General features: G+C 71.1%; 11 protein-coding genes. 7 read left to right on the forward strand and 4 right to left on the reverse strand.

The annotated features are described in order from the left end of the window. The first annotated feature begins 34 nt into the window (after window positions 1-34). Window positions 35-1,198, forward strand: a complete 1,164-nt coding sequence (locus tag ACPT94_RS08540; protein WP_425245559.1) for an ATP-grasp domain-containing protein — start codon at window positions 35-37, stop codon at window positions 1,196-1,198. 266 nt (window positions 1,199-1,464) lie between these two features. Here the strand turns inward: ACPT94_RS08540 and ACPT94_RS08545 are convergent, their stop codons facing one another. Genes ACPT94_RS08545 through ACPT94_RS08560 form a run of 4 tightly spaced genes read right to left on the reverse strand, consistent with a single transcriptional unit; the run spans window position 1,465 to window position 7,921 of the window. Next, window positions 1,465-2,715, reverse strand: coding sequence for an alpha-L-fucosidase (locus ACPT94_RS08545; protein ID WP_360341237.1), 1,251 nt, complete (start codon window positions 2,713-2,715; stop codon window positions 1,465-1,467). A 3-nt stretch (window positions 2,716-2,718) separates the two neighbouring features. Then, window positions 2,719-5,772 carry an alpha-mannosidase gene (locus tag ACPT94_RS08550; RefSeq protein WP_360341239.1) on the reverse strand — a complete coding sequence of 1,018 codons (3,054 nt, stop codon included), beginning with the start codon at window positions 5,770-5,772 and terminating at the stop codon, window positions 2,719-2,721. A gap of 50 nt (window positions 5,773-5,822) precedes the next feature. Further along, on the reverse strand, window positions 5,823-7,160 hold the full coding sequence (locus tag ACPT94_RS08555; RefSeq protein WP_360341242.1) for a 6-phospho-beta-glucosidase: 1,338 nt from the start codon (window positions 7,158-7,160) through the stop codon (window positions 5,823-5,825). Continuing rightward, window positions 7,157-7,921, reverse strand: coding sequence for a DeoR/GlpR family DNA-binding transcription regulator (locus ACPT94_RS08560; RefSeq protein WP_360341245.1), 765 nt, complete (start codon window positions 7,919-7,921; stop codon window positions 7,157-7,159). Before ACPT94_RS08560 ends, ACPT94_RS08555 begins: the two co-directional genes overlap by 4 nt. A 140-nt stretch (window positions 7,922-8,061) precedes the next feature. Here ACPT94_RS08560 and ACPT94_RS08565 point away from each other — a divergent pair, with 140 nt between their 5' ends. The 6 genes from ACPT94_RS08565 (at window position 8,062) to ACPT94_RS08590 (ending at window position 16,304) form a co-directional block, all read left to right on the forward strand. Next, window positions 8,062-9,114, forward strand: coding sequence for a carbohydrate kinase family protein (locus ACPT94_RS08565; protein WP_360341356.1), 1,053 nt, complete (start codon window positions 8,062-8,064; stop codon window positions 9,112-9,114). A 48-nt stretch (window positions 9,115-9,162) separates the two neighbouring features. Further along, on the forward strand, window positions 9,163-10,440 hold the full coding sequence (locus ACPT94_RS08570) for an extracellular solute-binding protein (protein ID WP_425245560.1): 1,278 nt from the start codon (window positions 9,163-9,165) through the stop codon (window positions 10,438-10,440). Between the two features lie 124 nt (window positions 10,441-10,564). Further along, window positions 10,565-11,449: a carbohydrate ABC transporter permease gene (locus ACPT94_RS08575; RefSeq protein ID WP_360341359.1), complete on the forward strand. Its 885-nt coding sequence runs from the start codon at window positions 10,565-10,567 to the stop codon at window positions 11,447-11,449. Beyond that, window positions 11,446-12,294, forward strand: a complete 849-nt coding sequence (locus tag ACPT94_RS08580) for a carbohydrate ABC transporter permease (protein ID WP_360341251.1) — start codon at window positions 11,446-11,448, stop codon at window positions 12,292-12,294. The genes ACPT94_RS08575 and ACPT94_RS08580 overlap by 4 nt, the downstream gene beginning before the upstream one ends. 162 nt (window positions 12,295-12,456) lie before the next feature. Further along, window positions 12,457-13,377: an alkaline phosphatase family protein gene (locus tag ACPT94_RS08585; RefSeq protein ID WP_425245626.1), complete on the forward strand. Its 921-nt coding sequence runs from the start codon at window positions 12,457-12,459 to the stop codon at window positions 13,375-13,377. Then, a complete protein-coding gene (locus ACPT94_RS08590; protein WP_425245561.1) occupies window positions 13,374-16,304 on the forward strand; it encodes a glycoside hydrolase family 2 TIM barrel-domain containing protein in 2,931 nt (976 codons plus the stop codon). Before ACPT94_RS08585 ends, ACPT94_RS08590 begins: the two co-directional genes overlap by 4 nt. Window positions 16,305-16,315 lie beyond the last annotated feature (11 nt).

The raw sequence follows: 16,315 nt of genomic DNA on the forward strand, positions 1-16,315 counted from the left end.
CGCCCTGCCCGCGAACCCTTGAAAGGCGGCCTGCATGGTCTCTCGCGTACGCGTCTGGCTCAACCGCACGTACGCGGAGAACGTGTTCTTCATGGATCAGCTGCGGCGAAATCCCAGCGACCGCGCCGTCGAGATCCATGCCACGCACGCGGACGCCGACTCACCCGTCCTGGCCGCCGCCGACACCGCCGACCTGGAGCCGGAGGGCCTGTCCCCGGCCGCGTACGTGGAGTACGCGCTCGACCAGTGCGCGCGGCGCGGCATCGACGTGTTCGTGCCCCGGCTGCACCAGGCGGCGATCGTGGCCCACCGCACGGACTTCGCGGCGGTCGGCACGGCGCTGCTGGCGCCGCCGCCCGAGGCGGTGGCCGTCTTCCACGACAAGGTGATCGCCTACGAGGCCGTCCAGGCGATCGGTGTCCCCGTGCCCCCGTGGTGTCGGGTCCGCGACGCCGACGAACTCGTGGCCGCGGTCGAGGCGTTGGAGGACGGCGGACACAAGGCGTGCTTCAAGCCCGCGTCCGGCGCCGGCGGGGTGGGCTTCCGCGTGATCACGCGCGCCCCCTTCTCGCTCATGCACCTCAACGGCTTCCCGAGCCCCTACGTCCAGCTGGACGTGGTCGTCGAGACGCTGAAGCAGGCCGACGAGCCGGTGGACTGGCTGGTGATGCCCCGGCTGGAGCAGCCCGAGGTGTCCGTGGACTGCCTCACCGGCCCCGACAACCGGGTCCGCATGGCCATCGGCCGCACCAAGAACGGCCGCCGCCGGGGCTTCACCCTCCAGGAGCAGTGGCTGGAGCCGGCCAGGCGGATCGCCGAGGGCTTCGGGCTGCACTACCTGTCCAACATCCAGTTCCGGATGTTCGGCGAGCAGCCGGTCCTGATGGACGTCAACACGCGTCCGGCCGGCGGCCTGCACCAGCTGTCCCTCTGCGGGGTCAACGCGCCGTGGGCCGCCGTGCAGTTGGCGCTCGGCGAGGACCCGGGGGAGATCGTGCCGCCGTTCCTGGGGCAGGACTACACGGTGGTGTCGGGTCCGCGTCCGCTGCGGCCGCAGTCGCTGCCGCCGCAGCGGCTCGAGGAGACGGAGACGCTGCTGGCGGCGGTGCCGACGCAGGCGGACTCCGTGCAGGACCAGGGCCAGGGTCAGACCCAGGACCGGGTTCAGGCTTCTGCGGCGGCGGTGTTGCCGCTCTAGCCAACGGCCGCTCATCGTACGAAGAAGTCCCCCGGACGAAAGTCCGGGGGACTTTTTTCCGCTCGGGGTGTATCAGGGCCCGGGGCGCGTGCTCTTAACGGTGTAACACCGAAGGCCCACGGAGGACGCGGGGGATCACGGGGGACCTCCGTGGGAGCACCAAGGGACCAACGGGGGGAATCGGGGATCGACGGGGGATCCCCGGGGGAACGGGGGATCGGGTCGGTCGGCCGCTGTCACGGGGAGCGACCGGCCGGCCCGAAGCGTCAGAAGCGTCCCGCCCCCCGGTACAGCTCCAGCTCGCCGTCGAGTTCCACGGCGAGCACCGTGGCGTGCGGGTCCAGGTCGGACCCGGCGGGCGGGTCGATCCACAGCACCCCGACGGCCTCGTGCAGGCCGCCGACGACGCGGTGGGCGAGTTCCGTCCCGGTGCCGAGCACCGTGACCCTGCGGACCGGGGTGACCAGTCCCCGGACACCGATCTCGGCGCGTGGGATGTCGAACAGGGTGAGATAGAGGGTGCGGCGGTCCGCGGAGAGGGTGCTGGGCCCGTAGTGGTGCCCGGCCGGGAGCCCCCGCACCGTCCCGTACACGGCCTCGGCGTGCTTGCGGATCCACTCCCCCAGGCCTTCGAGGCGCTCCACCTGCGGCTGCGGGATGGTGCCGTCCTCCATCGGGCCGACGTCGAGCAGCAGGTTGCCGCCCCCGCCGATGGTCTCGGTGAAGTAGCGGATGATCTGGGTGAGCGACTTGTGGTTGTGGTCGTGGTGCTGGTAGCCCCACGAGTCGTTGATCGTCAGGCACAGCTCCCAGGGGCCGTCCGGCGGCACGATGGGGGCGCCCTGCTCGGGAGTGGCGTAGTCGCCCTCGCTGAGCATGCGGGCGTTGAAGACGACGTGGGGTACGTACGAACGGATGAGCGCGGCGAGTTCGGGGATGCGCCACTGCTCCTCGCTGCGGTCCCACTCGCCGTCGAACCACATCAGGTCGGGCCGGTAGCGGGAGGCCAGCTCGCGGATCTGACCGTCGCGGTAGGCGATGAACCGCTCCCAGGCCTCGAGGTCCTCGTCCTCGGCGGCGACCTCGGAGTAGCGGTTGTCCTCCAGCTCCGGCGGGCGGCCGGGCTTGCGGGTGGAGGCGTAGTCGGGGTGGTTCCAGTCGGAGTGGGAGTAGTACAGGCCGACCTTGAGGCCCTTCTCGCGCAGGGCGTCGGCGTAGCCGGCGAGGTAGTCGCGGCCCAGGTTGAGGTCGCCGTACGCCGTGTCCCACAGGGCGACGCCGTCGTGGTGACGGCTGGTGAGGACGGCGTACCTGGCGCCGGCGCGGGCGAAGAGGTCCGCCCAGGCCTTCGGGTCGTAGTGGGCGCCGGTGAAACGGCCGAGCTGGGACATGTACCGGTCGTGCGGCACGATGTCGTCGTAGAACGACCAGGACTCCTGGACGCCGTCGACGGCGTAGATGCCCCAGTGGACGAAGATCCCCAACTTGGCGTCGGTGAACCAGCGTTGCATGGCCACGGGTCAGCTCACCTCCGCGCGCCTCAGACGGAGGGTCAGGACCTGGAAGGGCCGCAGGGCGACGGGTACCGCGCCGTCCCCGTCGACGGCCGCCGGCTCCAGCGGGCGCTCCAGCAGGTCGGTGACCTGCGCACTCGCGAGCGGGAAGCCCGTGCGCAGGGTGCCGGTGGCCCGGCCGCCGCGGGACTCGTAGAGCCGTACGACGACGTCACCGGACTCGTCGTCGGCGAGCTTCACCGCCTCCACGGTGACGCCCTCGCCGTCCACGGAGACGACCGGAGCGGGCGCGTCCCCCGCGTCCGCCACGCGCAGCGGCAGGTTGAGGGCGTAGCCCTCGGCGACCGCGTCCTCGATGCGCGCGCCGGGCAGGAGCGCGTAGGTGAAGCGGTGCCGGCCCTGGTCGGCCTCGGGGTCCGGGATGCGCGGGGCGCGGACCAGGCTGAGGCGGACCGTGGTGGTCGTGCCGCCGTCCTCGCGGACCGTACGGGAGACGTCGTGGCCGTACGTCGAGTCGTTGATGACGGCGACGCCGTAGCCGGGTTCGCCGATGTGCACCCAGCGGTGGCCGGAGACCTCGAAGCGGGCCGCCTCCCAGCTGGTGTTGGTGTGGGTGGGGCGCTGGATGTGGCCGAACTGGATCTCGGCGGAGGAGTGCGGGGCCCGGATGTCCACCGGGAAGGCCGCCTTGAGGATCTTCTCGGCCTCGTGCCAGTCGATGTCGGTCTCGATGTCGATGCGGGGGCTGCCCGCCCGGACCGTGATCGTCTGGGTGATCGTGGAGCCCTTGCCGAAGGAGCGGGTGACGCGGATCGCGCCGACGAGGGGGCCCTCTTCGACGACGGTCACCGACTCGGCGTCCAGCAGGTCCGTGTAGCGGTTCTTGTAGTGCTTGTCGATGTCCCAGGCGTCCCAGTAGTTGGGGAGGTCGGTGTGCAGGCGGAGCAGGTTGCCCTGGTCGGCGAGGACTTCGCGGTTCGCCCGTATGTCGTATACAGAGGACAGTGTTCCGTCGTCCGCCACCTGTACACGGACCAGACCGTTGTCGAGGACGCGGCCGGTGACCGTGACCGGACGCGGAGGCTCGGTGCGGGTGAGGGGCGCGCTGCCGTTCGCGGGCACCTCCACGTACGCCGGTGCGCCGTCGGCCGTGCGGACCACCTCGGCCCGGTCGAACGGGCTCGTGTTGAACACCCGGGTGCCGCCGGCGCCGAGCGCGGTGATCGCCTCCGCCGTCAGCTCCTCCAGCTCCGCCGCCACCCGGGCGTACTCGGCCTCCGCCTCGCGGTGCACCCAGGCGATCGACGACCCGGGCAGGATGTCGTGGAACTGGTGCAGCAGCACCGTCTTCCACAGGCGGTCCAGCTTCTCGTACGGGTAGGTGTAGCCCGGCGCGTGCAGGGCCGCGGTGGTCGCCCACAGCTCGGCCTCGCGCAGCTTGTGCTCGCTGCGCCGGTTGCCCTGCTTGGTGCGGGCCTGGGAGGTGTAGGTGGCGCGGTGCAGCTCCAGGTAGAGCTCGCCGTTCCAGACCGGGGCGTCCGGGTACTCCTCGCGGGCCTTGGCGAAGAAGTCGTCGGGGTGTTCGACGACGACCTTGGGCGAGCCCTCCAGGTCGGCGAGCCTGCGCGCGCGTTCCATGATCTCGCGGGTGGGGCCGCCGCCGCCGTCGCCCCAGCCGAACGGGGCGAGGGAGCGTGTGCCGCCGCCCTTCTCGGAGTAGTTGCGTACCGCGCGGTCCATCTCCTCGCCGCTGAAGCGGGCGTTGTAGGTGTCGACCGGCGGGAAGTGGGTGAAGATCCGGGTGCCGTCGATGCCCTCCCACCAGAAGGTGTGGTGGGGGAACTTGTTGGTCTGGTTCCAGGAGATCTTCTGGGTGAGGAACCAGTCGTTGCCGGCGAGCTTGGCGAGCTGCGGGTAGGCGGCGGTGTAGCCGAAGGAGTCCGGGAGCCAGACGCCCTTGGTCTCGATGCCGAAGTGCTCGATGAAGAACCGCTTGCCGTGGATGAGCTGGCGGGCGATGGCCTCGCCGCCGGGCAGGTTGCCGTCGGCCTCGACCCACATGCCGCCGACCGGCGCCCACTGGCCCTTCTTCACGGACTCCTGGATGCGTGCCCACACGTGCGGGTAGTTGTCGCGGACCCATTCGTACTGCTGGGCCTGGGAGCAGGCGAAGATGAAGTCGTCGTACTCGTCGGCGAGCGAGGTGACGTTGGAGAAGGTGCGGGACGTCTTGCGCTTGGTCTCACGGATGGGCCAGAGCCAGGCGGAGTCGATGTGGGCGTGGCCGACACCGGAGACGGTGTGGGCGCTGGCGTGGGCGGGTCTGGCCAGGACGGGGGCGAGCACCTCGCGGACGGCCGGGGCGCTGCCGGAGACGTCGTCCAGGTCGAGGGCGTCCATCGCACGGTCCAGGGCGTGCAGGATCTCGTGCCGGCGCGGTTCGTGCTCGCTGAGGTGGACCATGAGTTCGCGCAGCACCTGGAGGTCCAGGTCGAGGTGCCAGACCTCCTCGTCGAGGACGGCCAGGTCGGCGCGGCGGAATGTATACAGTGGACGGTCGCCTGCCGTCAGTACATCGCCGAGCGGCGTCGGCGCCGCGAAGTCGTTGGCCAGGATGTCGGGGTTGGAGGCCGCTTCGACCAGGTAGTCGATCTGCTCCCCGCCCGTCGCCGGGTTGGCGATCGGCACGTACTGGTTGAGCGGGTTGACCGCCTTCAGGGGCCGGCCGTCGGGCAGGTGCACCAGCGCCTCGGCCTGGTTGCCCGGCCAGTCGCCCACGAACCCGAGGTCGATGACCGCCTCGACCCGCTTTCCGGCCCACTCGGCGGGCACCTGGCCGCGCATCCGGAACCAGGTGGTGCCCCAGGGCGGGCCCCACGGGGTGTCCATGGCGAAGGGCGTGTACCGCGCGGCCGCGGCCTCCTCGAACGTGACCGGCTCCCCCGGCGCCTGCCAGGCCTCGACCTCGAAGGGGACGGTGGCCGCGTAGATCGCGGGCTTGATGCGCTGGTTGTGGGCGCGCTCGACGCGCTCCTCGATCCGGCGGCGTTCGTCGTGCATGAAGGGTCTCCAGGAAGCGAGCGGAGGGGAAGCGCTTTCCGTCGGGGCGCTTACTTAAGGTACGCGAGCCCGGGGTGGACCTCGGTGTAGTCCTCGACCAGCCTGCGGGCCACGTTGACCGAGTCGACCAGCGGGTGCAGCGCGAAGGCCTTCACCGCCGTGGCACGGGAGCCGGACTCGGCGGCGGCGAGCACCTCCCGCTCCACCGCCTTCACCGCGCAGACCAGGCCGGTGGCGTGGTCGGGCAGCGGGGCCACGGCGACCGGGTGCGCTCCGTTGGCGTCGACCAGGCAGGGCACCTCGATGACGGCCTCGGAGTCGAGCACCGAGAGCGTGCTCCGGTTGCGGACGTTGAGGATCAGGGTGGTGCGTTCGTCGCGGGCGATGGCCCGCATCAGGGCGAGGGCCACCTTCTCGTAGCCGCCGGAGAGGTCGTCGGCGTCGCGTTCGCCGGCGCCGGCCGTCTCCCGGTTCTCGGCCATGTAGGTGGCCTCGCGCTCGGCGCGGGTGCGGTTCCAGGCGGCCAGGGCCGCCGCGTCGGGGTCGCGCATCTCCTCGTAGAAGTGGGCCTGCTGGTCGCACAGGAAGGCGCCGCGGGTCTTCTCGGCCTGCTGGTAGGCGCGGACGGCCTCGCGGTTGAAGTAGTAGTAGTGCAGGTATTCGTTGGGGATCGCGCCGAGCGACTGGAGCCAGTCGGCGCCGAAGAGCTTGCCCTCCTCGAAGGAGCCGAGCAGGTCGGCGTCGGCGAGCAGGCGCGGGAGCTCGTCGCGGCCGGCGACGCGCAGGCCGCGCACCCAGCCGAGGTGGTTGAGGCCGACGTAGTCGATGAAGGCCTCGCGCGGGTCGGCGCCGAGCACGCGGGCGATCCGCCGGCCGAGGCCGACCGGGGAGTCGCAGATGCCGATGACACGGTTGCCGAGATGGCGGGACATGGCCTCGGTGACCAGGCCGGCCGGGTTGGTGAAGTTGATGACCCAGGCGTCGGGGGCGAGGCGGGCGACGCGTCGGGCGATGTCGACGGCGACGGGGACCGTCCGCAGACCGTAGGCGATGCCGCCGGCGCCGACCGTCTCCTGACCGAGGACGCCCTGCGCGAGGGCCACCCGTTCGTCGTCGGCGCGGCCCTCCAGGCCGCCGACGCGGATCGCGGAGAAGACGAAGTCGGCGCCGCGCAGGGCCTCGTCCAGGTCGGTCGTGGTGGTCACCCGGGGAGCGTCGGGGACTCCGGCGGCCTGTTCAGCCAGTACACGGGCGACCGCATACAGTCGACCGGCGTCCAGGTCGTGCAGCACGACCTCGGTCACCCGCCCCTCGGCGCGGTCCGTCAGCAGCGCTCCGTACACGAGCGGCACCCGGAACCCGCCGCCGCCCAGAATCGTCAGTTTCACTCTTGCACCTTTCCTGCCAGGACCACCTCGACGCCCGCCTCCTCCAGGGAGGAGCGGGTCGCCGCGTCCACCGGCGCGTTGGTCACCACCACGTCCAGGTCCCGGGGACCGCAGACCCTCGCCATGCCCGTACCCGGGAACTTCGCCGCGTCCGCCAGCAGGACGACCTTGTCGCTCGCCTTGATCATGGCGCGCTTGACCGGCACCTCGACGACCGTCGTGTCCATCACCTGTCCGCCCGGCCGCACCCCGCTGGTGCCGAGGAAGAGCCAGTCGGCGTGGAGCTGGCGCAGGTTGTCCTCGGTGAGGAAGCCGACCAGGGAGCGGTACTCGCGGCGGACCATGCCGCCGAGCAGCACCAGCTCGATGCCCTCGTCGTCGGCGAGCTCCTCGTAGACCACCAGGTTGCTGGTGATCACGGTGAGACGGCGGCCGTGCAACTGTCGGGCGAGCCGGTAGGCGGTGGTGCCGATGTCCAGCAGCACCGACTGACCGTCCCTGATCATCTCCGCCGCACGCACCGCTATGGCGTCCTTCTCGGACACCCGCACCTCGGCGACCTCGGCGAAGGGCTGGTCGCCCTCGTCGACGACGGCGCCGCCATGTACACGTGTGAGCAGGCCTTCCTCCTCGAGTTTGACCAGGTCACGCCGGATCGTGGCGGGGCTCACACCCAGCTGCTCCGAGAGATCGGTCACGGCCGCGGGGCCGCCGGAGCGCAGGGCGCGCAGGATGAGTTGGTGTCGTCGTTCTGCCAGCACGGCATGAACAGTACTCGTCATCTTCAATCAAATCCATGCTCACTTCTGCTCGGGTATTGACCAATCTCGCGGAGGGGCGCACGATTCCGGTCACCGAAATGAAGAGTTTTGACGAGCTGACTGACGAGAGGACGGCCTCCGTGGACGACGACCGGCCCGACGTGCTGCTCACCGGGCTGCTCTTCTACGACCTCGTCCTCACGGGCCTGGGCAAGCCGCCCACGCCGGGCGAGGAGATCTGGACCGCCGGCATGGGCTGCGGCCCGGGCGGCATCGCCAACCTGGCGGTGGCCGCGTCCCGCTTCGGCCTGCGGACCTCGCTGGCCACGGTCTTCGGCGACGACTTCTACGGCGCGTACTGCCGCGAGATCCTCGCCGGCCAGGAGGGCGTCGACCTCGCCCTCTCCCGCGTGGCCGACGACTGGCCCACCCCGGTCACCGTCGCCCTCGCGCACGGACACGACCGGGCCCTCGTCACCCACGGCCAGGAGCCGCCGTACTCGCAGGACGCGCTGATGGGCGACCCGCCCGAGGCGCGCACGGCGCTCGTGCACATCGAGGCCGAACCGCGCGCGTGGATCGGCAAGGCGGCCGCCAACGGCACGCAGATCTACGCCGACGTCGGCTGGGACCCCACCCAGCAGTGGTCCCGCGACCTCCTCGACCAGCTCGCCCTGTGCCACGCCTTCCTCCCCAACGAGACCGAGGCGATGGCCTACACCCGCACCGACAGCGCGGTCGCCGCCCTCGGCACGCTCTCCGAGCTGGTGCCGGTGGCCGTGGTGACCCGGGGCGGGGACGGCGCCGTGGCCGTCGACCAGATCACCGGCGAGTACGCGGAGGTCCCGGCCCTGGGCGTCGACGTCCTCGACGCGACGGGCGCCGGGGACGTCTTCGGCGCGAGCTTCGTCGCGGCCTCGCTCGGCGGCTGGCCGCTGGAGCAGCGGCTGCGGTTCGCGGTCCTCGCGGCCGGGCTGTCCGTCCAGCACCACGGCGGGGCGCTCGCGGCCCCGGGCTGGTACGGCGTCGACCGCTGGTGGGGCTCACTGACGGACCCGGAACTGCGACGCGCCTACGGCTTCCTGGCCGACCGCGTCCCGGCCGACGTCGGCCCGCCCGTGCGCCACGCTCCCGTCACCCCGCCGGCCCCGCACACGCCCGTGGGCCCACGCGCCTCCGCATGGCGGCACTGACCCTCAACCTCCCCTCAGCACGTCGAACAGGAACAACAGGAGTGACCCGTGGACCTTTCTCGTAGAGGCTTCCTCCAGGCCGCCGCGCTCACCGCGGCCGCCTCCGGCCTGACCGTCGCATGCGGCGGCGGCTCAGGCTCGGGCGGCACCAAGAACGGCAAGAACCTCACCCTGTGGTACTGGGGTGGCGCGCTCAGCGACAAGGTGGTCGCGGAGGCCAGGACGCACTTCAGCAGCGAGGTCAAGCTGACCGTCGCCTCCATCGGCGGCGACTTCAAGCAGAAGCTCACCACCACCCTCGCGGCGGGCACCTCCGTGCCCGACATCACCGGCATCAAGGGCGAGGACATGGCGTCCTTCCTGCCCAACGCCGGCCGCTTCCTCGACCTGAACGACCTGGGCTTCAAGAAGATCTCGTCCCAGTACCTGGAGTGGAAGACCAAGCTCGCCCAGACCGAGGACGGCAAGCAGATCGGGTTCCCGATCGACATCGGTCCCACCGCGCTCTTCTACCGCGCGGACCTGTTCGACAAGGCCGGGCTGCCCACCGACCCCGACAAGGTCGCCGCCCGGGCCAAGACGTGGGAGGACTACTTCGCGCTCGGCACCGAGCTGAAGAAGAAGGTCCCCGGCACCTACCTGGTCAACAACATCAGCTCGGTGTTCACCATGGCCGTCGGCCAGGGCACCCAGCGGTTCATCGACAAGGACAACCACTTCATCGGCGACCAGCACCACATCCGCGCCGCGTGGACCACGGCGATACGCCCCTACACCCTCGGTCTCGACGCCAAGATCAACGACAACTCCTGGAACGCCGCCATCGGCAAGAACCTGACCACCGAACTCGGCGCGGCCTGGCACGCGCTGGACATCGAGCAGGCGGCCCCGGGCACCAAGGGCCGGTGGCGGGTCTGCGCGATGCCGGGCGGACCGGCCAACCAGGGCGGCTCCTACCTCGCCCTGCCCAAGCAGTGCCGCAACCCCGAAGAGGCGTTCAAGATCATCAGCTGGATCCTCAGCCCGGCCAACGACGCCCGCGGCTTCACCGACGCCGCCATCTTCCCGGCCGCGCCGGCCGCGTACTCCATGCCGGCCATGACGGGCCCCGACGCCTTCTTCGGCGGGCAGAAGATCATCGAGGTGTTCGGCCCGGCCGCCGAGGCCATCCCGGTCAGCTACGAGGCGCCCGCCGACGCCGCCGTCATGGCCCCCTACATGACGGAACTGACCGCCGTCGAGGCCAAGGGCAAGAAGCCCGACGACGCCTGGAAGGACGCCGTCAGCCAGGCCAAGCAGATCGCCCGCCGGCAGGGGGTGAACTGAGGTGTCGTCCCCTCCGGTCACCGGCTCCGCCGAGGTGTCCCGGCACCTCGGCGGGCCGGGCCCGGCTCGCTTCCGCCCGCGGCGTACGCCGCCTGCGGGCACCGCGCGGCCCAGGCGTCGTGGGCTGCTGTCCTACTGGCGGCAGTACCTGGCGATCTCCCCCTTCTTTCTGATCTTCATCTCCTTCTCGTTCTTCCCGGTCTTCTATTCGCTGTATCTGGCCTTCCAGCGCTGGGACGGCCTGGGCGACATGCAGTTCGTGGGTCTGCAGCAGTTCCGGTTCCTGTGGGACGACCCGGTCTTCTGGCTGTCGATCCGCAACACCCTGGTGATCTGGGTCCTGTCCACCGTTCCCACGCTGTTCGGCGCCCTGGTGCTCGCGACGCTGCTGCACTCGGTGCGGCGCTTCAAGGGCTTCTACCGCATCGCCCTCTACGTACCGAACGTCACCTCGATCGTCGCCGTGTCGATCTTCTTCGGCGCGGTGTTCAGCAACAACTTCGGCCTGGTCAACGCGATCCTGGGCGCGGTCGGCATCTCGCCCGTCCCGTGGCTGAGCAATCCGTGGCTGATCAAGCTGGTCATCGCACTGCTGATGACCTGGATGTGGACCGGCTACAACATGATCATCTACCTGGCCGGTCTCCAGGCCATCCCGGCGCAGATCTACGAGGCGGCCAAGCTGGACGGCGCCGGGCCCGTCCGCACCTTCTTCCAGATCACCATGCCGATCATGCGGCCCATCATCCTGTTCACCGTCGTCATCTCGACCATCAACGGTCTCCAGAGCTTCAGCGAACCCCAGGTCCTGTTCGGCTCCAACGCCGCCAACCCCAACCTCGGCGGCCCCGGCCAGGCGGGCCTGACCACGCTGCTGTACTTCTACCAGTCGGCCTTCGTGAACAACGACTACGGCTACGGAGCGGCCATCGTGTGGGCCTTCTTCGTACTGATCATGGTGCTGGTCGCCGTCAACTGGCGCATCGTGCAGCGCGGGAGGAAGTCATGACCGCGGCGAACCTCAGGCGGTCCCGGCGCCCCAAGGGCCTGACCGCGCACATCGTGCTGATCCTGGCCGTCGTGATCTCGGTCTTCCCGTTCGTGTGGACGATCATCATGGCGACCAACACCACCGAGGACATCTACAAGAGCCCCCCGAAGATGACCCCCGGTTCGCACCTGCTGGAGAACGTCCGGCACGTGCTGGACACCATCGACTTCTTCGGGTCGATGCTCAACACGGTCATCGTCGCGTGCGTCACCACCGTTCTGGTGCTGTTCGTCGACTCCCTGGCGGCCTTCGCCTTCGCCAAGTTCGACTTTCCCGGCCGCAGGGTGCTGTTCGCCACTCTGCTGGGGTTCATGATGCTGCCGCTCCAGCTGGCCGTCCTTCCGCAGTTCATCCTGATGTCGAACATCGGCTGGGTCGGCACGCTCCAGGCCCTGGTCCCGCCCGCCCTCGCCAACGCCTTCGGCATCTTCTGGCTGCGCCAGTACATCGAGAACGGCGTGCCGGACGAACTCCTCGACGCCGCGCGCATCGACGGCGCCGGGTTCTTCCGCCAGTACTGGAACATCGTGCTGCCGATGATCAAGCCGGCGCTGTCCTTCCTCGCCATCTACGCCTTCGTCGGCGCCTGGAACGACTACATCTGGCCGCTGGTCGTGCTCACCGACCCCAGCCACCTCACCCTCCAGGTGGCGCTCGCCCAGCTCCATGTCGGCCACACCACCGACTACAGCATGGTCATGGCCGGCGTGCTCATGGCGTCCATCCCGCTGGTCGTGGTCTTCACCGTCTTCGCCCGCGGTTTCATCGCGGGCGCCACCGAGGGGGCGGTACAGGGGAGTTGACCGGGCCGTGCCGTGGACCGTCGCGACCGGGTCGGAGCGGGTCGGCACAGACTGTGCGGCAGGCACGAGAGACGAGAGGGGTGCGCGGTGACGGACGTCGACACGGAGGGGGGACGGGCGCCGAGGGACGGCACCGCGCCCGGCAAGGTGCTCGTGGTGGGCATGGACGGGCTGCGCCACGACCGGCTGCCGTCCCCCCGGCCTCCGGCCGGGGGGACCCCCGTCCCGCTTCGCCCTCCGTCCACGGCGCCCGTGCTGCACGGCCTGATGGCCACGGGCGCCCACGGCACCAGCCTGCTGCCCTACGGCGAGACGGACGGCCAGGCCGAGAACGGGCCGTCGACCAGCATGGCCTACACCGACTCAGGACCCGGCTGGTCGAGCGTGCTGACCGGGGTGTGGCCCGACCGGCACGGGGTGACCGGCAACGACTTCGCCGGCGCCGACTACGCCCGCTACCCCGACTTCCTGAGCCGCGCCGTCACCGCCCGGCCCGGTCTGCGCACCGCGGCCGTGGTGTCCTGGCCGGAACTGGTCCGCCGCGGTGTCCTCGGCGCCGCGATCGGCCGACGTGTGCACTACGACGGCGAAACCGACGGCTACGAGACCGCGGACCGCCTCGTCGCCCGCACCGCGGCACGCTGGCTCGCCGAGGACGACCCGGACGTCGTGTTCGTGTACTTCGGCGCCACCGACGAGGCCGGCCACGCCACGGGCCCCCTCTCTCCCGCCTACGACGACGCCCTGCTCGCCCAGGACGCCCACCTCGGGCGGCTGCTGGAGGCGATCGACGCCCGGCGCTCGGACCCCGGCCGCGCCGACGAGCACTGGACCGTGCTGGTCACCACGGACCACGGTCACCTCGACACCGGCGGCCACGGCGGCGACACGCGTGCCGAACGGGAGGTCTTCGTCATCCTCGCCGAGCCCGGCGGGCCCGACGGCATCCGGCTCGACACGCCCCGCCTCATCGACATCGCCCCCACGGTCCTGGACCGTCTCGGCATCCCCGTCGACCCCGCCTGGGGCCTGCAGGGCCGCGCCCTGCCCCGGCCCACCACACCGACTTCGGAACGGTCATGAGCGACGCACCCCTCGACCCCCTGATCGCCCTGCGCCCCTGGGAGGCACCCGAGGTGACCTCCTGGGGGCGACTGCCCATGAACGCCGTCGACCGGCGCTCCGGAGCACTCCCCCTGGACGGTGACTGGCGCTTCCGGTTGCTGCCCGCTCCGGACGCGCCGGTCGGCGGTTCCTGGTCCTCGTCGTACGTCCCCGGCGTCTGGACCCTGCAGGGCACGGACGACCTGCCGCAGTACACCAACGTCCGTATGCCGTATACAGAATTCCCTCCACAGTCGCCCGCGGCCAATCCGACGGGTGTGTACGAACGTGAGGTGGACGTCCCCGCCGAGTGGGCCGGCCGCCGGATCGTGCTCCAGGTCGGCGCCGCCGAGAGCGTGCTGCTGGTGCACGTGGACGGGCGGCCCGTCGGCATCTCCAAGGACTCCCATCTGGCCGCCGAGTTCGACCTGTCCGGCGTCGTACGCCCCGGAGAGCGGGCGGCCGTACGGCTGACCGTGGTGAAGTGGTCGGACGCCTCGCACATCGAGGACCAGGACCAGTGGTGGCACGGCGGGATCACGCGGTCGGTGCTGCTGTACGCCACCGACCCGCTGCATCTCGCGGACGTGACCGTGCGGGCCCGCCACGACGGTGATCTGCGCGTCGACTGCCAGGTGCGGGACGCGGGCGGTCCCCTGCCCCAGGGGTGGTACGTCACCGGGGAGCTCGACGGGCATCTGCTGGCGCAGGACGCGGAGTTCGACCGGATCAACGCCGAGGAGGAGCGCGTCTCCGACTTCCTCGGCGAGGCACGACTGCGCGTCACCGTCCCCGACGTGCGCACCTGGACGGCGGAGACGCCCGAGCTGTACGGCCTGACCGTCCGCCTGCACCGCGCCGACGGAACGGTCGCCGACACCTCGCACCACCGCGTCGGCTTCCGCGACGTGGAGATCGTCGGCCGGGACCTGCTGGTCAACGGCGAGCGGGTCTTCATCCGGGGCGTCAACCGCCACGACTTCCACCCGCTGACCGGCCGCACCGTGTCGTACGACGACATGCGCGCGGACCTGGTCCTGCTGAAGCGTTTCGGCTTCAACGCGATCCGCACCGCGCACTACCCGAACGACCCGTCCCTGTACGACCTCGCCGACGAGCTCGGCTTCTACGTCGTCGACGAGGCGGACATCGAGTCCCACGACCACGCCCACGAGATCGCCGACGACCCGCGCTATCTGAACGCCTTCGTGGACCGGGTCTCGCGCATGGTGCTGCGCGACAAGAACCACCCGTCGGTCATCGTCTGGTCGCTGGGCAACGAGTCGGACTACGGCGCGAACCACGACGCGGCGGCGGGCTGGGTGCGCCGGCACGACCCGACCCGCCCCCTGCAGTACGAGGGCGCCGCCAAGCGCGGCTGGGCGGACCCGGACCTGGCCTCGGACATCGCCTGCCCGATGTACGCGCCGCTGGAGGAGTGCGTGGCGCACGCGCTGTCCGGGGTGCAGACCAAGCCGCTCATCCAGTGCGAGTACTCGCACGCCATGGGCAACAGCAACGGCACGCTGGCCGACCACTGGGCGGCCATCGAGGCCACCCCGGGTCTTCAGGGCGGGTTCATCTGGGAGTTCTGGGACCACGGAATCCTCCAGCGTGTGAACGACGGAAGACCGGCCGGGCGTGGGGGCGCCGGGCTCTACGACAGGGGTGTCGCCGCACCCGGCCACCGCTGGGCGTACGGCGGCGACTTCGGGGAGCCGTACCACGACGGCGCGTTCATCGCGGACGGGGTCGTCTTCCCGGACCGCACCCCCAAGCCGGTGCTGTACGAGCACCGGGAGCTCGCGGCGCCGGTGCGCCTGAAGTGCTTCCGGCACGAGGGGCTGGTCGTCTCCAACCACCAGCACTTCCGCGGACTGGACTGGCTCGCGGCCGAGTGGGAGCTGTCCCTCGCGGACGGCGGCTCGCTCACTGCCCCGGCCGAGCTGCCGGACCTGCGGCCGGGTGAGACGGCGGTGGTTCCGCTGCCGTTCGAACTGCCGAGGGACGGCGGCGAGGCGTGGCTGACGCTGCGGGTGCGGACGGCGGAGGACCTGCCGTGGGCGCCGCGCGGTACCGAGGTGTGCGCGCCGCAGCTGCGGCTGCGCGCGGCCGAGCCCGTGGAGGAACCGGCGGTGGCCGCGCGGATCGAGGTCGACGGCGACGGGCTGCTCGTCCACCCCCTGCTCACCGTCGCTCCGACGCTCTCGCTGTGGCGGGCGCCCACCGACAACGACGAGTTGGGCGGGATGGCGGCGCGCTGGCGGGCCTGGGGGCTGGACACGCTCGTACGCAAACCGGTCTCGGTGGACCGGGACGGCGTGTCGGTGACGGTCGTCGCCGAGTACGCGGGCACGACCGGTGTGGTCCGGCACCGGCAGGTGTTCACGCCGGTCGAGGGCGGGATCCGGGTCGACGAGGAGGCCGAGTTGCCGGACGAGTGGGACGACGTGGCGCGGGTCGGCTCGGTCTTCGAGACGGTCGCGGGGCTGGACCTGCTGGAGTGGTTCGGGCCGGGCCCCTGGGAGTCGTACCCCGACCGCAGCGCGGGCGCGCCGGTGGGCCACCACTCCGTGCCGGTGGACGCGCTGTTCACGCCCTATCTGCGTCCGCAGGAGAGCGGTGGCCGGCACGGAGTGCGGCGGTTCACGCTGTCCGCGCCGGACGCGACGGGTCTCCAGGTCACGCTGGACGAGCCGCGCCAGGTCTCCGTCACACGCCACCGCGCCGAGGACCTGACCGCCGCCGCCCACCACGACGAACTGGTGCCGCGCCCCGGCTGCGTGGTGCACCTCGACGCGGCCCACCGCGGCCTCGGCACCGCCTCCTGCGGCCCCGACACCTTCCCCTCCTACCTCGTCCCCCCGGGCGTCCACCGCTGGAGCTGGACGCTGCGCGCGCTCTGATCCTCTTCGGA

The sequence above is a fragment of the Streptomyces aurantiaciflavus genome, assembly GCF_049808595.1.
In the GTDB taxonomy this organism is placed as follows: domain Bacteria; phylum Actinomycetota; class Actinomycetes; order Streptomycetales; family Streptomycetaceae; genus Streptomyces.